We start from the raw sequence: 20,851 nt of genomic DNA on the forward strand, positions 1-20,851 counted from the left end.
CGAATCTCCGCTGACGCAAGCTCTATTTTTGATCGTCATCAGATAGCTTGTTTCGCAGCTCGGCGAGACCGGCAAAAGGTCGCGTATCTTCGTCTCGCATGGCGGTTTTTCCGGGCTCGGTAAACACCGCTTCACCTATGTCTGCCTCGTCCTTGCGAGGGTAGAGCGGCAAGTTCAGCGCCAGAGCTTCCGCCATGACTTGGGCAATATCGATCATACTTCCCAAAGGTTCGGCGTTTTCGTCTTCGGGCATCTCAATGTCCTCATCGTCGTCATCAGACGCAGGCGATTCCAATCCGGCGATAAAACGGCGTTCAACTGGCACGTCCAAGCGTGTTGTCACGGGCTCCAAAGTGACGACGCAGGGCTGTGTGACCGTGGCACCCAAGGTGGCTTTGATTTCCCAATCGGATTTGCCCAAGGCCTGAAGACTTCCCGCAAGGCGCAATTTTTTTAACCCTAACACCCCTAATTCTTTTGCCAGAGCCTCACATGAGTTGGCGTCAGGACGAAGGTCAAACCGAGTCTCGCGGTTTTGGCGCAGGTCGGCGACACGGAATTGGGTGGCTTGATTTGCTGTATCAGTCATCGGGTGATCGCTTCATTCACTTGAACCAAAGGCATTCATTCTGTAATCGGGATAAAAGGCGTCAGAAGCCAAGGCAAGAGGGCAGTTATGACCGGTGGATTAAATCGAATGCGTTGGGCAGTGCTGGCTCTGTGTTTTGTCGGGCTTGTCGCCTGTACAACGCAGTATCGCAACCACGGGTATGTGCCTGTGCCCGAAGACCTTGAAAAGATCAAGGTTGGCGTCGATACCCGTGAAAGTGTCGCCGAAGCGGTTGGCACCCCGTCTGCCTCGGGCGTTCTGAACGAAAGCGGCTATTATTATGTGCGGACTCAGATCCGTCACTATGGTGCGCGTAAACCGAAAGTTGTCGACCGCCGTCTCCTTGCCATTACGTTTGATTCTAATGGTCGGGTTCGCAACATCGAAGAGTTTACACTCGAAGACGGCAACGTGGTGCCTTTGACACGGCGCATCACCGACAACGACGTCGAAAACCCGGGCTTTATCAAGCAAATCCTTGGCAATATCGGCAATTTCGGTCCGGTCGGTTTCTGATCTGAGGCGCCGACATTTCGCCGTTACACATGCCTCGCTATGTTGAGAGGATAAGTCGGCGCGAGACAAAGGCGATGACGATGGACCACGGGCGATACATAGCACGAATTGCCGAAAGCGCAGATGATGTGCGCGCGGCGCAACGGTTGCGCAAACTGGCATTTCTTGCGACCGAAGCCGGGGCGCCGGACGTTGACGCCTATGATCCGCTTTGTACGCACTTTCTGGTTGAGGACAGTACCACAGGGCAATTAGTCTGCTGCTTTCGGGCGTTGGCACTGACGTGCGGCAGTGAAATCGAACGCAGTTATTCGGCGCAATACTATGAGTTGAGCGCGTTGTGCGACTTTGAGGGCCGCATGGTAGAGATGGGGCGCTTCTGCATTCACCCTGACCTTCAGGATGCCGACATTTTGCGCGTAGCTTGGGGAGCGATGACCGCGTATGTCGATGAAAATAAAGTGGAAATGCTATTCGGGTGCTCCTCGTTCTCTGGCACGGATGCGGGGGAATACTTTGACGCTTTCGCAATGCTTCGGGATCACCATCTCGCGCCGAAACGTTGGTCGCCAAAGGTCAAAGCCCCTAATGTGTTTCGCTTTGCTGCACGGTTGCGGCGCAAATCCGATCCCAAGCGTGCCTTGCTGCGCATGCCGCCTTTGCTACGCACGTATTTGCTGATGGGGGGCTGGGTCAGTGACCATGCCGTGGTTGATGCTCAGCTGAACACTTTGCATGTTTTTACCGGACTTGAAGTGGGTGCTATTCCACCTGAGCGCAAACGACTTCTGAGAGCTCTCACGGTTTAAGTCATTTCAGATACAATGAGCCCAAAGAGAGTGGTTGACGCTCATAGTTCGGGCTAGTAGCACCGGCGCATGGCACGTGTACCCTTATTGCAGATGAACAGAATATCGCTGACTTTTGGCGGTGACCCGATTTTTGACGACTTGGACCTTGTGGTTCAGCCCGGTGACCGGGTGGCTCTGGTTGGGCGCAATGGATCGGGCAAGTCGACCCTGATGAAAGTCATGGCTGGGCTGGTTGAGGCCGACAAGGGCGATATCGTTGTGCCTGCAGGCGTTTCAGTCGGCTATATGGAGCAAGATCCGGACATGTCTGGATTTGCGACACTTGGCGACTTTGCCAGCGCTGCATTGGACCCAGGCGAGCTTTACAAGGTCGAGCGGGCAGGCGAAGGATTGAAATTTGATCCAGATCGCCCCGTGGACACGGCCTCTGGAGGCGAACGTCGCCGGGCAGCTCTGGCAAGACTGATGGCCGAGGCGCCGGAATTGATGCTGCTGGACGAACCCACAAACCATCTGGACATCGAAGCGATTGCCTGGCTCGAAAACGAACTGGCCAATACCCGCGCGGCCTACGTGCTGATTTCGCACGACCGGGCGTTTTTGCGCGCCCTGACACGCGCAACGCTCTGGATTGATCGGGGTGCGGTGCGGCGTCAGGAAAAGGGATTCGAGGCCTTTGAAGAATGGCGCGACAAGGTTTGGGACGACGAGGATATGCAGCGTCACAAACTAAATCGCAAAATCAAATCCGAGGCCCGTTGGGCGGTTGAAGGTATCAGCGCCCGGCGCAAACGCAATCAGGGCCGCGTGCGTGCTCTGATTGCGCTGCGCGCCGAACGTTCCTCACAGATCAAACGCCAAGGGTCTGCAGCAATGGAGCTTGCTTCCGGTCCAAAATCCGGAAAGAAAGTGATTGATGCCAAAGGCTTGTCCAAGGGTTTTGATGCGCAACAGATTGTGCGTGATTTTTCCATTACCATCCAGCGCGGTGATCGCGTGGCCTTTGTGGGGCCCAATGGTGTCGGCAAAACCACGGTCATTAAAATGCTGATGGGTCAGATCGCACCGGATGAGGGCAGCTTGAGTTTGGGCACCAATCTTCATCCCGCTATCTTTGACCAATCCCGGTCCCAGCTCGACCCGGACATGAGCCTTTGGGACAGTCTGACCGGTGACCCGGATATGCGGGTGTCGGGCAAAGCGGATCAGGTCATGGTGCGCGGAAACCCCAAGCATGTGGTGGGGTATCTCAAAGAGTTTCTGTTTGACGAAGGGCAAGCCCGCGCGCCGGTCCGCTCGCTTTCAGGCGGAGAAAAAGCGCGGCTTTTTCTGGCCAAGCTGATGGCGCGCGAAAGCAACCTCTTGGTGCTTGATGAACCTACCAACGATCTGGACGTGGAAACGTTGGATCTGCTGCAGGAAATACTCGACGATTACGATGGTACCGTGCTTTTGGTCAGCCACGACCGGGATTTCCTCGACCGGGTGGCGACAACCACGGTTGCGATGGAGGGCAATGGCCGGGCAACCGTTTACGCCGGCGGCTGGAGTGACTATCAGGCACAACGCCAAAAGGACGCTCCACAAAAGGCAGAGAAATCAAAAACTAAGGCCGAGAAGTCAAAGCAAGAAAGCACGGCCAAAGAAGGACTGAGTTTCACCGAGAAACACCGCCTTGAGGCATTGCCGGGCATCATGCAACGTTTGGAAGCTGAGATTGCCAAGCTAGAAGAGTTCCTGATGGATCCTGATCTCTTCAGTAAAGAGCCCGTAAAATTCCAAAAGGCCACAGAAGCATTGGTAGAGCGGCAAACCGCCCTGTCTGAAGCAGAAGAAGACTGGCTGACGCTAGAAGAAAAAGCCGAAAACTAACCGCTTAAGTCGGACAAACTTGTCCGACTTACCTGATGACCTGCGGGACGTACCCGGCGCGCAGGGCCTCTAGTGTTGGTTCCGGCGTCAGGACCTCTACGGAACCTACTGGTCTCTTTAGATTTTCGCCATAACCATTTGGATCAAAAAGAATAATTCCATCTTCCCAAATCAGGCTGGCCCCATGATCCGATATAAAAAACGTGCCATCCGGCAGGTCTTTGGCATTGGCCACATGGCGTCTTTGTTGAAACACCCTTGGGATTGCACGTGCTGCATGCAGTCGCGAGTCGAACGCCGCGACTTTGCCTTTGTGACTCGCTGCATCAAGAAAGGCGACATAATCCGCGCGCCGACACTCCCCACAGGGGCGATGCCCCGCTGCAAGGGCCACGGCTTCGTCGTGAAAGAACAATTCGGTATACCGATTGGGCGTCATCAGCGTCCGCTTACGTTCCTTGAATTCTGTCACGCAACATACCCAGGCCTTGTGTCGCCATCGCGCGTTTGTCAGATGCCGATGATCATCATGAAGTACGCCACGGTTGCCCATGAAGGCACCACGCGCAGGGTGCGCGAGGATTTCTCCGGTAGGTTGGACACGGTTTTGCAAGGGCATGGAGTGAGTTTGATGAAAGCAGGTGTCGCGTGCAACGTCTATTTATCGGTCCGGATCCGGAGGAGGCATGGTAAGACCCGCCTGATACGCTCGGGCTAACAGATTTTTCCTGCGCTCTAAGGATCCGGTTGAGCCGCACAGCAATTCCAACTTTCGCGGGGAAAACCCGAAGTAGCCAAAGGTACCATCGACCCAGGATGTCTCCAAAGCGTCTTGATAGCCTTTGTCGCGCATTTCATGGGACTTTGCGCCTGCCGGAACAAGCAAGAGGCCGCTTCGATTGCGTTGCAATGACTTGTTTGGATCGTCCAGTTGGTCATAGGCCCATCCCCAAGTCCACACCCGGTCTACCCAGCCCTTGAGCGTGGCCGGCATGCCCCACCAGAACAGCGGGAAAATCAGACAAATCGCGTCGGCTCGCGCAATCCTGTCCTGTTCCTTGAGAATGTCTGGAGGCGCGGACCCGTTGCTTTCATCGCTGTCGATGTCAACTTGGGTCCAGCGTGGGTCAAAGCCTTCGGCATTGAGATCTGCTAGCTCGACGGTGTGACCGGCGGATATTGCACCGCGCATGAATTCTTGCGCGATGGCTGCGCTAAAGGACTTGGGATCTGGATGGTCGAAAACGATAAGAACGTGCATGGGAGAAACCCGTATGTTGGTTGGTCGGGTGCACGTTCTAAAGGTTCAAGTCAGCTTGAGGTCAAGAGCGAAGTTTCGCAGCCAGTTTTGGTTTTCTGGCAAAAAGGAAAGCCCTCGCCGCGAAACGAGGGCTTACACTGTGTCTTGGTCGGAGCAATCACTGCATCCGCAACGCGCCGTCAATGCGGATGACTTCGCCGTTCAGATAGCCGGACTCGACGATGAATTGGGCCAGTTTGGCGTATTCCTCGGGGCGGCCAAGGCGTTTGGGGCAGGTGACGTCCTGGGCCAGTTGGTCTTGTACCTCTTGTGGCAGGCCCATAAGCATCGGTGTCAGGAAGATGCCTGGTGCAATGGCCATGACGCGAATGCCAGAGCGCGCGAGGTCGCGGGCCATGGGAAGCGAAAGGCCGACGATACCGCCTTTGGAAGCCGCATAAGCGGCTTGCCCGCGTTGGCCGTCCATCGCGGCGATCGAGGCGGTGTTGATGATCACCCCGCGCGCGCCATCATCGGCGGCGGCATTCTCGGCGATCACTTCCGCGGCCAGGCGTGCGACGTTAAAAGACCCAACCAGATTGATGTCGATGGTTTGTTGAAAGACATGCAGCGGGTGGGGACCTTTTTTGCCGATGGTTGTGGCGGCAGGCGCGATGCCTGCGCAGTTCACGGCGGCGTTAATGGTGCCCATCGCGTCCCGTGCGGCAGCAATGCCTGCGGCGACCGAGTCCTCATCCGTCACATTGACCTTGTGGAACGTGCCACCCAGTTCTGCAGCAACCTTTTCCCCGACCTCTTCGTTCAGGTCAAACAGCGCGACCTTGGCGCCGCTTGCAGCGAATTGACGAGCGGTGGCTTCTCCGAGGCCCGAAGCCCCTCCGGTAATAACGGCGCAGGTGTCGGCAATGTTCATGGGGGTCTCCCGTTGTGGCGTGAAATGAACGTATGTTCAAATAACAGGACGGTAAGCCATGTGTCCAGTGATTTCAGGGGCGCTGCCCCTCTGGGCGTCAAGCGCCCATTCACCCCGAAGTATTTGTGCCAAAATGAAGAAAGGGACCCCGTGAGGACCCTTCCATTTGGATTTTTCTTGTTGGCTTAACCGAGTTGCACCAAGGCATGGCGTTTCTTGCCGGCCGAGAGCTTGATCGGTGAGGACAGCGTAGCGGCGTCAATCATCAACCCCGCATCGCTCAGAGGCGCATCATCCAGCTTGGCGCCGTTCTCAGAAATGAGACGCTTGGCCTCTTTGCCGGACTTGGCAAGGCCGGACTTTACGATCAACTGAACGATCGAGACAGGCAGATCAGCCGCCGAGACCGTTAGTGTGGGCAGATCGTCACCAACGCCACCTTTTTCGAACACTTCGCGCGCGGTGGCCTCGGCCGTCGAGGCGGCTTCGGCCCCGTGGCACAGGGTGGTCACAGCGTTCGCGAGGATGATCTTAGCGTCGTTGATCTCAGACCCTGCAAGTGCACCGAGACGGTCACATTCGTCGAGTGGCATCTCGGTGTAGAGCTTCAGGAAGCGGCCCACGTCGGCGTCTGTGGTGTTGCGCCAGAACTGCCAGAATTCATAAGGGCTACGCATGTCGGCGTTGAGCCAAACCGCGCCATCGGCTGATTTGCCCATCTTTTTGCCGTCTGACGTGGTCAAGAGGGGCGAGGTCAGGCCAAAGATTTGATTGTCGATCACGCGGCGCGTCAGGTCGATCCCGTTAACGATATTGCCCCATTGGTCCGAACCACCGAACTGCACCAGGCACCCGTAGCGGCGGTTCAGCTCCAAAAAGTCATAGGCCTGCAATATCATGTAGTTGAATTCGAGGAACGAGAGCGACTGTTCGCGATCAAGGCGCGATTTTACGGATTCGAACGACAACATACGGTTAACCGAGAAGTGACGGCCAATGTCGCGCAGGAAGTCGAGGTAGTTCAGATCGTCCAGCCACTCGGCATTGTTCAGCATCAACGCGCCAGTCGGGCTGTCATCGTATGTGACGTATTTGGCAAAGACCTGTTTGATGCCGCTGATGTTGTCGTCGATCATCTCTGGCGTGAGCAGGGGGCGTTCATCGGCACGGAAAGACGGGTCGCCGACTTTGGTCGTGCCGCCGCCCATCAGGGTGATCGGTTTATGGCCGGTTTTTTGCAGCCAACGCAGCATCATGATTTGAATCAGTGATCCGACATGCAGCGACTTGGCCGTAGCGTCAAAGCCGATATATCCCGGAACCACGCCCTTGGTCAGCGCCTCGTCGAGGCCCTGGTAATCGGTGCAGTCAGCAAGAAAACCGCGTTCGATCATCACCGACATAAAGTCGGACTTGGGGTGGTAGGTCATGGTTTTTGGCCTTGTGTCTTGGCCCATGTCGAGCCGATGGAAAGTTCAGGCTCGTACTTGTCAAACTGACCCTTGCTTGTAAAGCCCGTGAGGTCAAAAGCCCGAGATGCGTTCGACAAGCCAGAAGGTCGCGACGCCACCAACCGCATAGGTCGTGAGGGCAAAGGCCTGTGCCGAGAGCGTATCTCCGGTTTGGACAAATTGCGTAACGACGCGACGCAGCACTGCCAGCACAGCGATCACGGCAATGACAAAGCTGATCTGACCCAATTCAACACCAAGGTTGAACCCCAAGAGCGCCAGAGGAATATCGGTGGCAGGCAAGCCAATCTCGGTCAACGCTCCGGCAAAGCCCATCCCGTGCAGCAGGCCAAAGCCGAACGACACCACCCAGGGTGCGCGTTCCGACAGGCGCGGAGCTTTGGGATCACGTTTCAAAACCTCAATGGCAAGAAACACGATGGAGAGTGCGATGATGGCTTCGACCGGCGGGCCGGGCAAGCTGACATAGCCAAGGGCGGCCAGCCCCAACGTGATGGAATGCGCGATGGTAAAGGCGGTGATTGCCCCGATCAGCCGCCATGTGTCGCGGATCAAGAGCAATAGGGCAAAGACGAACAACAGGTGATCCCAGCCCTCGAGGATATGCTCAAACCCCAACGCGAGGTAATTGCTGAGCACGCCCCATGCTGTCGGAGCCGCCGTCAGCACAAAACTGGGGGCATCTGGCGTTAAGCGAATGGTGTCAAAGCGGCCGTCGCGGTATTCGACCCGTGCCAAGACATCCGTGCGCTGCGCGACCAGCCCGTCAATTGTGATGGTGTCGCCAACGATTGGGGCTGCACAATCGGCAACCCAACTGCTGATCCAGGCCGAACCATCATAAACCGGGACCGGTGAAAATGGTGCTTTGCAAGTCACTGGCAAAGTGGCGGCAATGTCCATAGGGCGACCCTGAACATCCGGTTTGCGCATCACGACTTGCCAGGACGTGTCTGAAAGCTGTTTGAGGCTCAAAAAACCCGGTTCCAGTGCATGTCCTAAAACGGCGCCCACAGAAAGCAGCCAAGCGGTGAGGGCCAGGGCAACAATCCTGTCGATCATTCCGAGGCTCCTGCCAATTCAGGACGAATGATCTCGTACTTGGATTGCAGTGCTTCGTATCTTTGGGCCGAAAGCGCGTCGGCGGCTTCACGCATCCATTCCGCGAGCACCTTGTCACGGATTTTGGCTAGTGGTGGCGTTGATGCGGCTTCGCGATCTGTAATCCGGACGAAATGCGCGCCAAAGCCAGATTGGATGGGGCCGGCCCATTCGTCCGACGGGAGGGGCTCAATCTTTGCAAAGACCCCTCGGCCCAAGACACCGTCAACTTGCGTTGATCTTGATGGGGGTACATAGGCGGGCAGCTGGCTGCGTTCACCCAGTTGTAGCGGGTCGACGCCCGCGTCGAGTTGTTGTCGGATTTTCGCAACCGTTTCAGGGTCCGGAGCTTGCCCAAGATAGACTTGTTCAAAGGCGATCCAACCGGGTTGCACGAACTTTTCGGGGTTTTCACCAAGATAGGCTTCCAGAACGGCATCATCCGGCGCCTGCGAGGTGGCTCCAGACTCGAGTAGAAACACCATCTTTTGGACGAGCCGGTTACGGATGACCTCGTCCCCGATATCCAGGCCCAAGGCGCGGGCTTCACGTACCATGATTTCTTGACGGATCGCAGCGTCGACCAATTGGGTCGTTTCCTCGGGTGTCGGAGGCCGCTGGCGCGTCGCTTCAAAGCGCAGGCCAAGCCGCTCGACGTCTTGCGTATCAACGAGGATCTGATCGGGTGCTGCAACTTCGGGCGAGGGTGGGTTGATCTGGTTGAACCAGACGAACAACGCGGCCCCCAGAATGGCAAAGTGAAACAAGGGTTCTCGCAGCAGGCGCATGGGCTCACCAGTCATGATAATCAATTCTTCAGAATCAGGGGCCACCCTTAAGGCGGCCCCTGTTAGCTAGAATATTAGAAATTTAGCTGGGTGTGTACCAGATTGGCGACGAATATGCGCGTTCCTGATGAATCAGCTGCGCCTCTGGTGGCAGCTCAATTCCAAAGCGCAATTTGTCATAAACGACCCAGCGCGGCGTTGGAATTTCCAGCACGCGCACATAGTAAAACGCACGCTCGTTGGCATCGAAATCCGGATCTGTCCAGACCGTCGTCAGCTCAGACGCGCCTATGGTGTTGGTCCAGCTTGCGGTTTCGATGTCTACGGTGTTGCCGACTTCGGGCACGTTACCTTTTGAATCCGGCTGACGGTCGCCCGACCACGCCACGTCGTAGACTTTTTCATGCAACGCGCCTTCGGCGTCCAGCCAGCCTTTGACAATCTGCATGCGGTCAAGATTGGCACCAATCGGATCACGCAGGGCAAAAAGCATAAAGCTTGGTGCGCCGTCACCTTCATTCGGGCGCAGATCGGATCCCATCGGAACACCCTTTTCATAGCCGGTCACAGCCGGTGTGCGGGTGCGCAGATCGTTCTCGGTAAAGTCCCAGCCACCAAAAAATCTCAGCCCGATACGGGGGCCGGTGGTGGCGTAGGTCTCGCGTCGCTTGAACGCATCAAAAATCGCCGAGCGGGTGTTTTCCGTGGCCCATACGGCTGTGTAGCCTGATGCAACCAGCTTGTGTCCAGGAATTTCGCCCAGATCACTCTTGATGAACGGGTGCTGGATACGTGTCGGAGAGGGTTCCACGCTGACGGATTTGGAAAAGAAGTTTTCTTCTTCTGCGGTTGTCAGAGAAGTATGGCTGTCGGTCGCCCCACCCACACCGAATTTGTAAGGGTTTGTCCCAAATTTCGCTTCCAATGCAAGGCCCTGTTTCAAGGCTTCACGGGCATACTCACCCTTAAGCATCTCAGGCGTCTTGAGCTCAGTAAGGTCAAGGTTACCGATGTCCCAGTTCTCGTAGTCCGCAAAAGCATCCTCCGGACTCAGGACCGGGTGCGCCTCGCCATCACCTTTGATCTGGGTGATCTCGTAGTGTGGTTCCCACTTTGCTCGCAGATCAACATAGTTCTGATCAACTTCTCCACCGGCATAAGTGCCCTCGGTCGGGAACATCCAGCCGTTGGACAGGTTGCCGTTGTGTGAGAAAGCCACAGCGCGACCACCGGTTTTTTCCTGATAGGTTTCTAGCCATTCATAGAGATCCAGTGGATCGGTGCTGCCTAGGGGAGGTTGCGTGACTGGTGGCACCACCTGCAAAGCGCGTACTGCGCCATCGCGCAGCATCACGTTGCGGTGCAGGTTGAAGCCTTTGGGCACGGACGTCCACTCAAAGCCAATAAAGGCCGAGAACTTGCCCGGATCATTGTGCTCCTCAGCCGCGTTAACGATTTTTTCCCAAGTAAAGGCAAAGGCATCAGCGCCAGGGCTATAGGCATCGACAATCGCTTCAGGCAGCGTCATTTGCGAGAAGTTGGTGATCAGATCAAAGGCGGATTTTCCGGCGGCCTCGCCACCTGCGGTATAGCCTTCATACCACTCCAATCCCTTCGGATCGGCGAGAATTTCAGGCTTTCCGGCTTGCAGGTCCGGTGCAAAGCCCATGAGGTCTGTGTGATCGGTCAGAACCATCCAGTCCAAGGGGCGGCTGAGTCGTAAGGGCTGGCCCGTCGACGATGTGACCTGCTCACCCTTGGCAAAACGCCACGCGTCATCTGGTCCAAGAATGTTCCCAAAGGCGCCAGCGTCCAGCGACAGGCCGGTGTGCAGGTGCGTTTCGCCCCAAAGCGGGAACAACGGAATATCCCGATTGGCATACGGTGAATAGGGTTTGTCCCCAAAGGCGCCTTGTGCAGCTTCTTCGGTGGGAACGGCGTCGGCGAAAGCAGCGGACGCGCCGATCCCAAGCGCCAACACGCTGGTTAGAAGTCTTGTCATTCTCAATCTCCCCGAAACGACATTATTTTTTTGTAAACAATACTCTGGAGCAGAAACGTTGCTGGCCATTGAGCGGAAATCGCACCTTAATATGATCGAGGGTAGCGCTAAAATATGATCGAGGGTAGCGCTAAATAGCGTCAGGTCAAAGTCAATTCTGAAATGATGTGAGGAATATGTAGCTATATGCCGGACCGTTGACATTTGGTGGACAATAGAGTGCGGATGGCCAACACATTGATGCAAACAAGAATGAGGTAGGGCCATGTTAAGGGCCAAGTCGGGTGAAGCGGGCTGGACGGCACTGGGGGCGATGTCAGGAACGTCGTTGGACGGCGTGGATGCTGCGGTTGTCGAAACTGACGGCGAGCGGATTTTCGGTTTTGGGGATACAGGCTACCGCGCTTACCGGGATGAAGAACGCGCAGTTCTGAACGCAGCCCTGGGCACTTGGGCCGGTGCCAAGGCTGAAGCTGCAGCCGAGGTGGTCGAGGCGGCGCATATCGAAGTGCTGCAGGGTTTCAATGGCATCGACCTTGTTGGGTTTCACGGTCAGACCCTGGCACATGAGCCGCGTGGTCGCGGGACGTGTCAGGTGGGTGATGGCCAAAATCTGGCGCGAACCTTGGATTTGCCAGTGGTTTGGGACTTTCGCAGTGCAGATGTTCAATTGGGCGGAGAGGGTGCGCCCTTGGCCCCGTTCTTTCACTTTGCCTGTGCCAAGTGGATCAAGGCGCAGGCGCCAGTCTGCTTTCTCAATCTTGGTGGCGTGGGCAACATCACATGGGTTGATCCATCCAAAGACGCCCCAGAGAACGAGGGGGCATTGTTGGCCTTTGACACTGGGCCTGCGAATGCACCGATCAATGACTTGATGCGGGAAAGATTGGGGTTGGACTGCGACCTTGATGGCAAAATCGCGTTGAACGGCGAGGTTGAGACAGGCGCGTTAGAGCTGTTTCTGGCCGAGCCGTACTTTGCAAGAATGCCTCCCAAGTCTCTGGACAGAAACGATTTTGCGGAAATGGTTGGTTTGGTGCGCGAATTGTCGGACGCAGATGCTGCCGCCACTTTGACGGCGATGTGTGCAGCTGGTGTTGCTTCTGCGATGCCTCACTGTCCGGCCCCCCCTAAAGAGGTACTGGTCACCGGCGGTGGGCGTCACAACCCGGTCTTGATGGAGATGCTGCAGGTCAGTCTGGATTGCCCCGTTCGTCCGGTTGAGGCGGTGGGGTTGGACGGTGACATGCTTGAAGCGCAGGCCTTTGCCTATCTCGCCGTACGTGTGGCGCGAGGGCTGCCCACGTCATGCCCCACAACGACAGGCGTGCGTGCTTTGGTCGGAGGTGGCGTGGTCAGCGAACCGCAGGGCTAGGGAATATCGAAGCCCGGTTCCGCCAAAGTGAACCCTTGGAATTGAAATGCCGGTGAAACCGTGCAGCCGACAAGTGTCCAGTCCCCGGTTGTGGCTGCAGCCTGCCAGTGATGCGTTGGGACAATCAGTTGTGGCTGTTGGCCCGCTGAAAGATCTGGCCCCAAAGTCAAGTCCTGCCGTGGGCCGGCATTGGTCTCGGCAATTGAAAGAACCAACGGCGCGCCGGCGTAAAAATGCCAAATCTCCGTGGCATCCACTTTGTGCCAATGGCTGGCCTCTCCGCCTTTCAACAAGAAATAGATCGCGGTACCAGCCGGGCGACTGTCCTCATCGGACGGGGCAATCCATGTCTGTCGATAATGTCCGCCTTCAGGATGTGGGGCGAGGTTCAGGCGGGCAATGATCTCATCAGCAGTCATGCGTGTGTTGTCGCCGAATTGGCATCACTCTGCAAGACGTCGAGAGCTGCATTTACGGCGTCAGCAGTTGGAAACGGTGCCTCGAGAGGCAACAGATGGCCGTGTTCTGAAAGCGTGGTGATTGGAATGTCGGGGCGGGCCTTGGCAAGAGACTTAAGAATGCTCGGATCGACAAAGAGTGACGGTTTCGCTGCAATGATCCGTGTTGGCACGCTCAGGCGTTTGAGGGTCGGAAGAATATAGGGCGGCATCACGTAGTTGTGCGCTTCCCAGTCCAGCGGAAAGGCCAATCGAAACCCGGTGTTGTCGGCAACGGTCACCGCTTCAACAAGGCTCTTTAAGTCATAGTCAGAAAAACGTTTATAGGCACCAACTCGACGAAACTCCTGGAGCGCTTCAGTGCGGGTGGGCCAATGGCTGCGGCGGTGAAATGCGCTATGGGCTGGATCCATACGGCGGCGCATGCGGTAGGGAACGAGCCGGAACATCCGATACAGGCGATAGGTGACACCCGCAGGTTCGACCAAAACCAGTCCACGAAACAGATCAGGGCGTTTGTTGGCAGCCATCGCTGTTGTTGCGGCCCCCATCGAGTGCCCGATGGCCCAAACCGGTTCGGATTGTGTTGCCTCAAGCCATGCGATCAGGTCATCGCCATACTGTTCCCATCCACGACGGGGCACAGGGGCCGGACCATCTGGCCAAAGCGGACGCATATTCAAAGCCGAGAGACTGCAACGCGGTGCAACTTGGGTCAGAAAGGGCGTGTAACAGTCGGCCCCAAATCCGTTTGCGTGATAAAAATGTACAGGCGCCCCGTTGGATGGAAAGCGCAATGCGGTTGCCGTGAATGGGCCAATCGGCGTTTTCTGGATTTCTGGCGTCATGTGCCAAAACTAAGGATGGGGTGAACCGTGGAAAACCCTGACGTTGCGTGAGCGGTTCAAAGCATTTCAGCCAGCGCGACGAAATCCGGCGCGAGATAGTCCCAATCCCCCTCAGCGTGTAGGTCGGTCGTTTGCTTGGGGCCATGTTCAACGGGGCGGGGAACAAACGCTGTTGCCAGTCCCGCGCCGCGCGCCGCGTGCAGATCTCCGTTATGCGCGGCGACCATGACCACCTCAGAAGGATCGAGTTGCAGCGCTGCACAAGAGGCAAGATAGACGGATGGATGCGGTTTGTAGTTTTGCGCCAGTTCGGCACCCAGAATGGCATGCCAAGGCAATCCCACATGCCGCGCCATGCGCGCCATCAGGGCAATTGATCCATTGGAGCAGGGCGCTATGAGCGCGGTTTCAGCCATCTTTTCAAGCCCCGGAAGCACGTCGGGCCAGGGCATCAATCGTTCCCATGCCGAGTTTAACGACTCTGCGTCCTCCAAAGTCACGCCAAACTGCTCAGCCACCCGCAGCAGGTTCTCAAGATGCAGCACATCCAAGGCGACATAGCCGCGATTGCCAGCTCGAATACGTGCCATTGCCGGGTCATATTCCCCGCGCCAGGCGTCGGCAAACGCAAACGCATCTACTTCCGGCAATACTTCGGTCACGGTCTGCGCGATTGACCTGCGCCAATCAACGCAGGTGCCAAAGACATCAAAGATCAAGGCCTGGGGCGCTGGCTTCTTTTGCATAGTGGCATCATATGGCGCCAGGGCGGTGGCTTGCAAACGGTGTTGTTCTTGGGGATCGTGCTTGCCATGCCGCGCTGCCGCCGATAGCCCTTTGATGGGGGAGGGCCTGATATGACTGCTCAGAAAACAATTGTGATTGGCGCCGGTATCATTGGGTGCAGCATTGCATGTGCCTTGGCTGCCGGCGGATCGGATGTTGTTGTTCTGGATGCAGGACGTGTTGCGGGCGACTCCAGCGGTCGATCGTTTGGCTGGATCAATGCCAGTTTTCACGCCAATGAACACCACTATCACTTGCGATGCGAGGGCATCGCCGCATGGCGCCGGCTTGAAGCGGAACGCGGGGCTTTGCCGATTTCATGGGGCGGCGCGGTGTGTTGGGAAGAACAAGGAGCGGCCCTTGCCGCTCAGCGCGACAGATTGCGTGGCTTGGGCTATGAGGTCTCGCATCTGCAAGCAGAGGCCTTGCAACACAGGCTGCCCGGGATCAGCGGCCTTCCGGATGAGGCGCTGGTCTTCCCACAAGAGGGTGTTGCAGAGACAAGCGCCGTGACACAGGCCCTGGCCCGAGACGCCGCGACATTTGGAGCGCGGTTTTTGACCGGAGTCAAAGCCCTTGAGATTTGTGAAGTAGGCGGGCGCGTGACGGGTGTCCGGACACAGCAAGGAGTGATACCGGCAGACCGCGTGACGCTGGCTGCCGGTGTCGGAAGTCACCCGTTGTTGTCTCCGCTAGACGTTGCCTTGCCGATGCTGCCGCGTCCGGGTCTGTTGCTGACGACCGTGCCGATCCCCAAGGTGCTGGACACTGTGTTGGTGACGCCAGAGGGGGAAATTCGCCAACTCGCCGATGGCCGGATCATGATGCCAACCTCTGTTGGCCATCAGGCAGACACCACCGAAGAGATTACGCAGACGCCGGACAAGATAGCCAACTCAGCCCTGGATCGTATTCGCCACTATTTCCCGCAGCATGATTTGTCTCTGGAAGAGGTCACACTGGCCTGGCGCCCCGTGCCGGGGGATGGTCTGCCTGTGGTCGGTCCAACAGGTCTCGAGGGGCTTTACGTGAGTGTCATGCACAGTGGCATCACGCTGGCGGCGGTCATGGCTGAGATGGTTAGTGCAGAGTTGCAAACAGGTGTCATACCAGACCTCCTGGGTCCTTACCGTCCGTCGCGGTTCCAATAAAAAAACCCACCGGTGTGGCGGGGTTTTCAGTGTTCAGGTCTCTTTCAGGAAACTTAACTTAGCTTTGCTTCAAGATCGAGCGCCCCGCGTACTCGGCAGTTTCACCCAGCAATTCTTCGATGCGGATCAATTGGTTATACTTGGCGAGCCGGTCCGAGCGCGCCAGTGAGCCAGTTTTGATTTGGCCACAGTTGGTGGCGACAGCGAGGTCGGCGATGGTGGCGTCTTCGGTTTCGCCCGAGCGGTGCGACATCACGTTGGTGTAACGTGCGCGGTGGGCCATATCGACAGCTTTGAGCGTTTCGGTCAACGACCCGATCTGGTTCACTTTGACCAGCATCGAGTTGGCGACACCTTGGGCAATGCCATCGGCCAGACGCACTGGGTTGGTCACGAACAGATCGTCGCCCACCAGTTGCACCTTGTCGCCGATCATCTCGGTCAGCAGTTTCCAGCCGTCCCAGTCGTCCTCATCCATACCGTCTTCGATCGAAATGATCGGATAGTCTGCGCAGAGGTCGGCCAGATACTGGGCATTCTCGGCTGAAGTCAGCGATTTGCCTTCGCCTTTCAACTCGTATTTGCCGTCCACATAGTACTCAGATGACGCGCAATCGAGCGCGAGATAAATGTCTTCACCCAGTTTGTAGCCGGCCTTTTCGACCGACGTTTTGATGAAGTCCAGCGCGTCGCGGGTCGAACCGATATTGGGCGCAAATCCACCCTCATCGCCGATGCCCGTCGACAGGCCTGCAGCGGTCAGCTCTTTCTTCAGGGTGTGGAAGACTTCGGCGCCCATCCGTACGGCTTCGCGGATATTTGATGCCGAGACCGGCATGATCATGAATTCCTGAATGTCGATCGGATTGTCCGCATGCTCGCCACCGTTGATGATGTTCATCATCGGAACGGGCAATACGCGTGCCGAGGTGCCGCCGACATAGCGGAACAGAGGTTGCGCGGTAAAGTCTGCGGCGGCCTTGGCCACGGCCATCGACACGCCAAGGATGGCATTAGCGCCCAGGCGGCCCTTGTTCGGGGTGCCGTCCAGTTCAATCATCGCCATATCGATGGCAACCTGCTCTGTCGCATCAAAGCCAACCAGCTCTTCGGCAATCTCACCGTTTACGGCAGCGACAGCTTCGAGAACGCCTTTGCCCAGATACCGGTCCTTGTCGCCATCACGCTTTTCCACGGCTTCATGCGCTCCGGTTGACGCGCCAGAGGGGACTGCAGCGCGGCCCATTGTGCCGTCTTCCAGGATCACGTCGACCTCAACAGTCGGGTTGCCCCGGCTGTCAAGAATTTCGCGGGCGTGAATGTCGATGATGGTGCTCATGATAGATCGGTCCTTGGACTGGGTTCCAGTTTTCGCGCTGAGCTATAACAGGGAAGGCGCGAAAGTAAACCAGCATTGATAGCGCTAACATAGCTAAAGGGCAGCGGTTAGGGCTAACAGTGACACATTTCCGCAGTTGGTGAGGGTCAATCTGCGGGAAAGTCGGGATGGGCGGGCTCAATCGGGCGTGCCAGTTGGCGTTCACGCAGGAAGGTGTAAAGCCCAGTGCCGATAATCAGTGCGGCCCCTGCCAGCGTTGGCCAGTCAGGGCGCTCGTGAAAAACAAACACACCGATCACCAGCGAGAACAGTAGGCGTGTATAGCGATAGGGTGCCACGACTGAAGCTTCACCAACCCGCATGGCCGTGACGATGCCCCAGTACCCGGCGGCGCCAAACAGGATGGCCCCTGCAAACATCTGTGCCTCTGACACGCCCAAAGCGCCCAAGGGTTTTTCTGTGAAAATCAGCATCACCAACCCTGCAACCACAAGCGAGGAAAATCCCTGAAAAGAGATCACATAGGACGAAACGGCACTATCGATGCGGCGGGTGATAAGATCGCGCGCCGCGACTGCGAAAACCGCGATCAAGATGATCAGAGAATTTGGTTCAAACCCGTCCATCCCCGGGCGGATGATCAACAGCACGCCGATAAACCCAAGCAGGATGGCGGTCCATCGCCGCCAGCCAACTTGTTCGCCCAGAAACAGCGCAGCCCCCATCGTGATGACCAGAGGCATCGCCTGAAACACCGCGGCGACGGTCGAGATATCTACCAGCGCCAACGCACCCGCGAACGCTGCGGCGGCCACGGCTTCAGTGCAAGCGCGTATCAATGGCAGGCGTCCCCAAGCCGCGGGGGCAAACAGGCGCTCCCGGTTGAGTTTCACGAGCGCGGCAAAGATCAAGCTTGAACCCAGCCCAAGGCCGATCAGGATTTGGCCTGTCGGCATGGGGGCCGAGAGCATTTTGACAAACATGTCCTCAATCGCGAACCCTGCCATTGCGAAAATGATGAGAAAAATGCCGCGGACGTTGTCCATGAGCTTGAAGCCTTTCACTTGTTAAGCTCCACAGATGCCAAATTGCACGCGGCTGCAAGCATTATTGCGACAAGTTACATGGGATTTCGTGAAGGCACCTATCAGTCTTTGTGACCTTTGGCCTTCGTAATGCCAAAAATACTCGCGCCGCAGGCAGGCCCGCGGTGCGGGCCTTCAGAGCGGGCGGATCTTCAAGGTGGTGATCCGGTTGGCTTCTCGCGCCATAACTTCAAAGCGAAAGCCGTGGAAGGAAAACACCTGTCCGGTGGTCGGGATCATCTGGGCCTCGTGAATCACCAGACCAGCCACGGTGTTGGCCTCGTCATCGGGCAATTGCCAGTCGGTCGCGCGGTTGAGATCGCGGATGGTCATGGCGCCATCGATCAGAAATTGCCCATCTTCGGATCTGGCAATCTCTGGCTCTTCATCGGTGTCAAATTCGTCGGCAATCTCGCCAACGATCTCTTCCAGAATGTCCTCAAGCGTAATCAGACCCTGTAGAGAGCCATATTCATCAACCACCAGGGCAAAGTGCGAATGCCGTCGCAGAAACTCGCGCATCTGATCGTCAAGTGATGTGGTTTCAGGCACGAAGTAAGGTTTCTTAGCCACTTCTTGCAGATCAAAGGCGGCAAGGCTTTCCAAGGTCGTGTCCGCATCGGCAACACGACGGTACATAGACCGGAACAGGTCTTTGGCGTGGATTACACCGATGATGTTTTCCGGATCATCCTTAAAGACGGGCAGGCGGGTGTGGTTGCTTTCAAGACATTGGTTGAGGATGCTGACCGGATCGTCATCCGCATCCAGCATTTCAATACCTGAGCGGTGCAACATGATCTCTTCGACCGTGCGATCGCTCAGATCCAATGCGCCCAGGATTCGATCGCGGTCTTCTTTTTCCACCACGCCTTCGGAATGGCCAAGCTGGATTGCGCCTGCAATTTCCTCGCGCACCGCAAGGATGTGGCTGTCGGGATCGGTCTCAACACCAAAAACGCGTAGCACCAGCCGCACGAACCAGCGCACGGCGGACACGATCGGAGCAAAGATTGTCACCAACAGGCCAATAGGGCGTGCAACCGTGGCGGCGGCCTCTTCTGGGCGGGTAATAGCATAGGTCTTGGGCAGAACTTCGGCAAAGATCAGTACCAAGAGGGTCATGACCAACGTGGCCAGTGCCACTCCGGATTCACCAAATACCTTGGTAAATGCTGCTGTCGCAAGAGACGCGGCGAGGATGTTCACAAGGTTGTTGCCCAACAATACTGACCCGATCAGACGTTCGTTGTCCTCGGTGATCGACAACGCTCGTTTGGCGCCGCGATTTCCCTTATCAGCTTTGCTGCGCAGCTTGCCGCGCGACGCAGCGGTCAACGCGGTTTCCGAGCCAGAAAAGAACCCCGACAAAACCAGCAATGCCAGAATGGCACCACAGGTGATCCAAAAGGCGCTGTCAAAGGCTGAGGTGCCAAGGGTGCCGGCAAGCGATGCCGTGTCAGAAATTGTGCTGTCCATGACAGGCGTTATGGGGTCGCAAGGCGCCGCATTCAAGCGTCTGGCGGTCTATTTTGGTGATTTCGCCAGCGGGTGATGCGTATGCACCAACTCGCTGAGCCGTTCATCCAGCACATGCGTGTAGATCTCGGTCGTCGCAATGTCCGCATGCCCCAAGAGGGTTTGAATCGACCGCAGATCGGCACCGTTTGCCAAAAGATGCGTTGCAAAGGCATGACGCAGTGTGTGGGGCGTGACCTTGGCCGGAGACACGCCGCCTGCGACCGCAAGTTCCTTGATCAGCGCGTAGAACCTGTGCCGTGTGAGATGACCGGACTTCCCCCGAGAAGGAAACAAAAACGGCGAAGCCTTTTGACCTTGCGCTTTGGATTGTTCGGCCAAGGCGTCCCAAGCCATCAGCCACGCGGCCAGTGCTTCGCGCGCAGGTGGTGACAGTGGCACCATGCGTTCTTTGCCACCTTTCCCTTGGATCAACAGCATGCGCGGGTCGCCCCGCGTTGCCGAAACGGGTAGGGACACCAATTCGCTGACCCGCATCCCCGTGGCATAGAGCAATTCCATCAGGCAGGTGTTGCGCTGGCGGTCTGTTTCGGTCCGGCCAGAGTTGCGCGCGGCTTCCAACAGGTTGTCGACTTCACTCACATCCAGCGTTTTTGGAAGGCGTTTGGATTTGCCGGGACCCCGGATCAACAGGGCGGGATTGTTTTCGCGCCACCCTTCTTCAAAAGCAAAGCGGAACATTTGTTTGATTGACGACAGCCTGCGGGCGCGGGTTGATTTGGCGAGCCCCTGTGCTTCGCAGCTGATCAGATAGGCCTCAACCTCTTCGCGTGCCAACGTTTCAAATGAATGACCTTTGCCACTGCACCACTCCCAGAAATCCCGAAGGTCGCGAGCATAAGCCTCTTGCGTGTTGGGCGAGGCCCCGAGTTCTGCAGCCTGGGCATCAATAAACGAGGATATCCAGCGCAAGTCACTCATCG

Annotated in this window: 20 protein-coding genes; 5 read left to right on the plus strand and 15 right to left on the minus strand. The window is 56.9% G+C overall.

Going from position 1 to position 20,851, the window contains the following annotated elements; translation table 11 throughout:
- Positions 1-22: 22 nt before the first annotated feature.
- Entirely contained in the window at positions 23-589 is a 567-nt protein-coding gene (locus Q0932_RS05435) for a DUF177 domain-containing protein (protein WP_299350357.1), read from the minus strand.
- Positions 590-676: 87 nt separating this feature from the next.
- Between Q0932_RS05435 and bamE the strand changes: the two genes are divergently transcribed.
- The 3 genes from bamE (at position 677) to Q0932_RS05450 (ending at position 3,810) form a co-directional block, all read left to right on the plus strand.
- Positions 677-1,126, plus strand: a complete 450-nt coding sequence (bamE, locus tag Q0932_RS05440) for an outer membrane protein assembly factor BamE (protein ID WP_299350359.1) — start codon at positions 677-679, stop codon at positions 1,124-1,126.
- Between the two features lie 74 nt (positions 1,127-1,200).
- On the plus strand, positions 1,201-1,935 hold the full coding sequence (locus tag Q0932_RS05445) for a GNAT family N-acyltransferase (protein WP_299350361.1): 735 nt from the start codon (positions 1,201-1,203) through the stop codon (positions 1,933-1,935).
- 69 nt (positions 1,936-2,004) lie between these two features.
- The gene (locus Q0932_RS05450; protein WP_299350363.1) at positions 2,005-3,810 is read left to right on the plus strand and encodes an ATP-binding cassette domain-containing protein; all 1,806 of its coding nucleotides are present in this window, start codon (positions 2,005-2,007) and stop codon (positions 3,808-3,810) included.
- 28 nt (positions 3,811-3,838) lie between these two features.
- Here the strand turns inward: Q0932_RS05450 and Q0932_RS05455 are convergent, their stop codons facing one another.
- The 7 genes from Q0932_RS05455 to Q0932_RS05485 form a co-directional block, all read right to left on the minus strand.
- The gene (locus tag Q0932_RS05455) at positions 3,839-4,282 is read right to left on the minus strand and encodes a hypothetical protein (protein ID WP_299350365.1); all 444 of its coding nucleotides are present in this window, start codon (positions 4,280-4,282) and stop codon (positions 3,839-3,841) included.
- 189 nt (positions 4,283-4,471) lie between these two features.
- Positions 4,472-5,071, minus strand: a complete 600-nt coding sequence (locus tag Q0932_RS05460) for an NAD(P)H-dependent oxidoreductase (RefSeq protein WP_299350367.1) — start codon at positions 5,069-5,071, stop codon at positions 4,472-4,474.
- A gap of 157 nt (positions 5,072-5,228) precedes the next feature.
- The gene (locus tag Q0932_RS05465; protein ID WP_299350369.1) at positions 5,229-5,984 is read right to left on the minus strand and encodes an SDR family oxidoreductase; all 756 of its coding nucleotides are present in this window, start codon (positions 5,982-5,984) and stop codon (positions 5,229-5,231) included.
- Between the two features lie 185 nt (positions 5,985-6,169).
- On the minus strand, positions 6,170-7,414 hold the full coding sequence (tyrS, locus tag Q0932_RS05470) for a tyrosine--tRNA ligase (protein WP_299350370.1): 1,245 nt from the start codon (positions 7,412-7,414) through the stop codon (positions 6,170-6,172).
- 93 nt (positions 7,415-7,507) lie between these two features.
- Positions 7,508-8,518 (minus strand): HupE/UreJ family protein, encoded by a 1,011-nt coding sequence (locus tag Q0932_RS05475; protein WP_299350371.1) that lies wholly within the window; start codon positions 8,516-8,518, stop codon positions 7,508-7,510.
- On the minus strand, positions 8,515-9,360 hold the full coding sequence (locus tag Q0932_RS05480) for a peptidylprolyl isomerase (protein ID WP_299350373.1): 846 nt from the start codon (positions 9,358-9,360) through the stop codon (positions 8,515-8,517). Before Q0932_RS05480 ends, Q0932_RS05475 begins: the two co-directional genes overlap by 4 nt.
- 67 nt (positions 9,361-9,427) lie before the next feature.
- The gene (locus Q0932_RS05485; RefSeq protein ID WP_299350374.1) at positions 9,428-11,347 is read right to left on the minus strand and encodes a DUF3604 domain-containing protein; all 1,920 of its coding nucleotides are present in this window, start codon (positions 11,345-11,347) and stop codon (positions 9,428-9,430) included.
- Between the two features lie 265 nt (positions 11,348-11,612).
- Between Q0932_RS05485 and Q0932_RS05490 the strand changes: the two genes are divergently transcribed.
- Positions 11,613-12,722 carry an anhydro-N-acetylmuramic acid kinase gene (locus Q0932_RS05490; protein ID WP_299350375.1) on the plus strand — a complete coding sequence of 370 codons (1,110 nt, stop codon included), beginning with the start codon at positions 11,613-11,615 and terminating at the stop codon, positions 12,720-12,722.
- On the opposite strand, the gene Q0932_RS05495 is transcribed toward Q0932_RS05490, so the two are convergent.
- The 3 genes from Q0932_RS05495 to Q0932_RS05505 are packed head-to-tail and all read right to left on the minus strand — an operon-like array spanning position 12,719 to position 14,774.
- Positions 12,719-13,141, minus strand: coding sequence for a cupin domain-containing protein (locus Q0932_RS05495; protein ID WP_299350376.1), 423 nt, complete (start codon positions 13,139-13,141; stop codon positions 12,719-12,721). The genes Q0932_RS05490 and Q0932_RS05495 overlap by 4 nt on opposite strands.
- A complete protein-coding gene (locus tag Q0932_RS05500) occupies positions 13,138-14,028 on the minus strand; it encodes an alpha/beta hydrolase (protein ID WP_299350377.1) in 891 nt (296 codons plus the stop codon). Before Q0932_RS05500 ends, Q0932_RS05495 begins: the two co-directional genes overlap by 4 nt.
- A gap of 56 nt (positions 14,029-14,084) precedes the next feature.
- On the minus strand, positions 14,085-14,774 hold the full coding sequence (locus Q0932_RS05505) for a haloacid dehalogenase type II (protein ID WP_299350378.1): 690 nt from the start codon (positions 14,772-14,774) through the stop codon (positions 14,085-14,087).
- 111 nt (positions 14,775-14,885) lie between these two features.
- Between Q0932_RS05505 and Q0932_RS05510 the strand changes: the two genes are divergently transcribed.
- On the plus strand, positions 14,886-15,965 hold the full coding sequence (locus tag Q0932_RS05510; RefSeq protein WP_299350379.1) for an FAD-dependent oxidoreductase: 1,080 nt from the start codon (positions 14,886-14,888) through the stop codon (positions 15,963-15,965).
- 58 nt (positions 15,966-16,023) lie between these two features.
- Here Q0932_RS05510 and eno read toward each other — a convergent pair whose 3' ends face one another.
- From eno to Q0932_RS05530, 4 genes are all read right to left on the minus strand, one after another.
- Complete coding sequence (eno, locus tag Q0932_RS05515; protein ID WP_299350380.1) at positions 16,024-17,304, minus strand: phosphopyruvate hydratase; 1,281 nt, start codon at positions 17,302-17,304, stop codon at positions 16,024-16,026.
- Between the two features lie 146 nt (positions 17,305-17,450).
- Positions 17,451-18,350 carry a DMT family transporter gene (locus Q0932_RS05520; protein ID WP_299350381.1) on the minus strand — a complete coding sequence of 300 codons (900 nt, stop codon included), beginning with the start codon at positions 18,348-18,350 and terminating at the stop codon, positions 17,451-17,453.
- Positions 18,351-18,524: 174 nt separating this feature from the next.
- A complete protein-coding gene (locus Q0932_RS05525; RefSeq protein WP_299350382.1) occupies positions 18,525-19,868 on the minus strand; it encodes an HlyC/CorC family transporter in 1,344 nt (447 codons plus the stop codon).
- Positions 19,869-19,916: 48 nt separating this feature from the next.
- The gene (locus tag Q0932_RS05530) at positions 19,917-20,849 is read right to left on the minus strand and encodes a site-specific tyrosine recombinase XerD (RefSeq protein WP_299350383.1); all 933 of its coding nucleotides are present in this window, start codon (positions 20,847-20,849) and stop codon (positions 19,917-19,919) included.
- Between the last annotated feature and the right edge of the window lie 2 nt (positions 20,850-20,851).

It is taken from the genome of uncultured Shimia sp., assembly GCF_947498095.1.
Taxonomy (GTDB): Bacteria; Pseudomonadota; Alphaproteobacteria; order Rhodobacterales; family Rhodobacteraceae; genus Shimia.